Source organism: Nitrososphaera sp. (genome assembly GCF_050748925.1).
In the GTDB taxonomy this organism is placed as follows: Archaea; Thermoproteota; Nitrososphaeria; order Nitrososphaerales; family Nitrososphaeraceae; genus Nitrososphaera.
Window position 1 is genome coordinate 1 of record NZ_JBOGQF010000168.1, and the last position, 3425, is coordinate 3425.

At 54.9% G+C, this 3425-nt stretch carries 3 protein-coding genes; all 3 read right to left on the reverse strand.

The features are described from left to right. The coding region (locus ACREAY_RS10780; protein WP_431755774.1) for an ArsA family ATPase at window positions 1–182 on the reverse strand (182 nt) is incomplete at its 3' end. A gap of 454 nt (window positions 183–636) precedes the next feature. Further along, window positions 637–1863 (reverse strand): ammonium transporter, encoded by a 1227-nt coding sequence (locus tag ACREAY_RS10785; protein ID WP_431755775.1) that lies wholly within the window; start codon window positions 1861–1863, stop codon window positions 637–639. Between the two features lie 140 nt (window positions 1864–2003). Then, window positions 2004–3098 carry a DegT/DnrJ/EryC1/StrS family aminotransferase gene (locus tag ACREAY_RS10790; protein WP_431755776.1) on the reverse strand — a complete coding sequence of 365 codons (1095 nt, stop codon included), beginning with the start codon at window positions 3096–3098 and terminating at the stop codon, window positions 2004–2006. Between the last annotated feature and the right edge of the window lie 327 nt (window positions 3099–3425).

Consider the following 3425-nt stretch of genomic DNA (forward strand, 5'->3'; position numbering starts at 1 on the left):
GCCGGAGACGGCTCACTGCCTATTTCACTAATCATGAAAGCGTCGCTCAGAGTGTGCGCGGGGTCTGCCGATATGACGAGCGTCCTGTAGCCATGCTCTGCCAGCTTTATCGCAGTCGAGCATGAAGTCACGGTCTTGCCCGTCCCTCCCTTGCCGGTGTATATTATCAGGCGCAATGCCACGGCTACGAACTAGATGGCAACATGAAAATAAAAAGAGTGTGGAGTGAGGCACTGAGAAGCCTCCGGTTGCTGATAGTTCAGTGTAGATATCAAAACTGACAACGTGACAGCGCGCTTGTGGAGGTAATATTCATCACTTTCCTCGTCGTTTTGCACCGCTTTTTTCAGTGCAAAATGGCAAGCCATAATAATATGGACACTCGCCTAGCTTGTTCCCAAAAGAGGAATAATCGAAAAACAAAGTCGAAAAACACCGCCTTTTTCTTGATTTTCAGGGTTAAAACCGGGGAAAAGTCTGGCAGCATTACCGTTATTTCCAGCAAATGTCGCCTTTTTCATTGCCACCCAACAACGGGCTTATTTTTTGGCACTGTCAAGCTGTCAGTTTTGACGGTCGCGCCCCGAACTATCACAGCAGCCAAAGACTTAGTACCTGGAAAGAAAGAAAGGAAGGTCAGGACACGTAGGCCCTTTCTGCGTGCTGGGTGATGTCAAGGCCAATGTCCTCTTCCTCTTCCTTTACCTTCAGGCCGATGGTCTTGTCTATCAGCTTCATGATGACCACCGTGCCGCCAAAGCCCATCACGGCCGCCACCGCGATGCCCATGGCCTGTATCGCAAGCTGCATCGGGTTGCCAAACAGCAGGCCGTTGGGGCCGGCAGGATTGACTGCCTGCGTCGCCAGTATGCCGATCGCAAGCGCGCCGACGATGCCAGTCACGCCGTGCACCGAGCTGACGTCCAGCGCGTCGTCTATCTTCCAATGCTCCTTCAAGAGCAGGATGGCATAGTAGGACGCAAAGCCAAGCGCGATGCCGAGAAAGAACGAGCTCTGCGCGTCGATGAAACCTGCGGCCGGGGTCACGCCTGCGAGGCCGGCAATCGCGCCGTTGATGACTGCAGTCGTCGACGGCTTGCCCGACCTCTTCCATGACAGGAATATCCACACCATCGCCGACGTGGCAGAGCCAATGTGCGTCACCAGCAGCGTGTTGGCTGCAAGCGACCCGGACGCAAGTGCGCTGCCTGCGTTAAAGCCAAACCAGCCTACCCACAGAAGGGCGGCGCCAATGACTGCAAGGGGGATGTTGTGCGGGACCATGATGTCCGGGCCGAAATTCTTTCTCCTCCCAAGCACGAGCGCGGCGGCAAGCGATGCCATGCCTGCGCTGGTGTGGATCACGATGCCGCCGGCAAAGTCAAACACGCCCATGTCTGCAAGCCATCCCCTTCCCCAGACCCAGTGGGCGAGGGGGAAATAGATGACCAGGCTCCATATTATGATGAACACAAAAAACGAGCTCCACTTTAGCCTCTCTGCAAACGCCCCGGTGATGAGCAGGGGCGTTATGACTGCAAACATCATCTGGTACGACCCGAACGTCACGCCCGGTATCGTGGGCGCATAGTCGAGGCTGTCGTTGAAAGGCACGTTGTTAAAGAAGACCCAGTCGAGGCCGCCAATGATCTCGCCCTGCGTGGGCGCAAAAACCAGCGTGAATCCGATGACGAACCAGAGGGTCGACAGGATCGCCAGCCCGGAAAACGTCTGCATGATTATTGAAAGCGAGTTTTTGCTCCGTATCAGGCCTGCTTCAAAAAAGCCGAGTGCAGGCGTCATGAGCATGACGAGGCCTGTAGAGATAAGCATCCAGGTAGTATCTCCAGTGTCGATCGGCATTTCCAACAATTTCTCAGGTGGAAGCTATAAAAACGCATCGCAATTGCGATATTATCATAATATATGATTTTTATGATATGATCTAACAAGTTGCGAATATTGCCGGCTTTTCATAGAAGATTGTTCGTGGTATGGGAGCCCTAGCCGGCCGCGGCCTTTAGCGATGCGGCTATGCGCGCAGCCTGGGCCTCGCCCACGCCGGGATGCACCGGCAATGACAATACGCGCCTGGCCGCCCAGTCCGTCGCAGGCAGTTTCGCCTTGCCCCTGTAAAACGGCGTCCTGTGCACCGGCGGGTCATAGTATACGGCGGCGCCGATCTCGTCCTTTTGCAACGCGCCTTTTGCCGCGTCCCTGTCCGCGCTCTTGCCAAACGCGACGGTATAGAGGTACCAGTTGAATCTTGCATCGGCGCTTTCTTCTGGCAGGGCAAACCCCTTTGCGCCTGACAGCAACTCTGACATTATTTTCGCGTTGCGCCTCCTTGCGTCGAGCATCTGCCCCAGCTTTAGCATCTGGACCTTGGCTATGGCCGCGCTCAGCTCTGGCAGCCGCAGGTTGAGCCCGAGCACCCTGGTATCGTATCCTTCCACCATGCCGTGGTTTCGGATCATCTTTATTTTTTCCGCGAGCCTGTCGTCGTCAGTCACCACCGCGCCGCCCTCGCCGGCAGTCAGCACCTTGCTTGCGTACATGCTGAAACATCCCATGTCGCCAAAAGTGCCGGTCTGCCTCTCTTTGTAAGTAGACCCGAGGGACTGGCACGCGTCTTCGATAACCGCAAGGGAGCGCTTTTCTGCCAGCTCTGAAATCGCGTCCATGTCGCACGGGTGGCCGTAAAGGTGGACGGGTATCATGGCCCGGGTTTTCTTTGTTATCTTTTTCCTGGCATCGGCTGCGTCTATAGTGAAATTCTTTTTGTCAATGTCGACAAACACGGGTCTGGCGCCTGTCGCGACGACCGCGTTTGCGGTGGCCACAAACGTGAACGACGGCAGCAATACCTCGTGGCCCTGGCCCACGCCGGCAGCCATGAGGGCCGCCTGGAGGGCCGCGGTCCCGGAATTGACCGCAAGCGCGTGCTTGCAGCCGAGATACTGCCTTAGCGACGACTCGAAATCCCTGACGCGCTTGCCGCCGTCGCGGGCCGCGGTGGTGAGGGCATTTTCGTCAAGGACAGCCATGACCTCGCGCTTTTCCTCTTCCCCCAGCCACGGCCTGTTAATTGGTATCATGCAGATATTCTCGTCAATACCTGCGTATAAAAGTAAATGTATGTCAAGAGGCTATAGGAAGGAGTGGGATTGGACAGGGAATGCTGACCCGTCTCAGCAAGGGTAATCACGTCTCCTAATAAGGATACGTATGTATATTATTGCCACAAATAGAGGACTATTGCAGAAATTTTCACTAAATGCACACTGCATAATGGCTTTTAGTTCAGAAACAGAGTTCGGGAAGGATGACCAGCAAAAAAGTTCTAGTTATCGGGCTGGGGCAGATTGGCTACAGCAACGCGGAATACATGACGATAAAAGGGTTGACAGTGGACGGCTATGACT

Excerpts from the sequence above, each read along its gene's own strand:
- ACREAY_RS10785 (WP_431755775.1), bottom strand. The coding sequence starts at position 1,863 with ATGCCGATCGACACTGGAGATACTACCTGGATGCTTATCTCTACAGGC.
- ACREAY_RS10790 (WP_431755776.1), bottom strand. The coding sequence starts at position 3,098 with ATGATACCAATTAACAGGCCGTGGCTGGGGGAAGAGGAAAAGCGCGAG.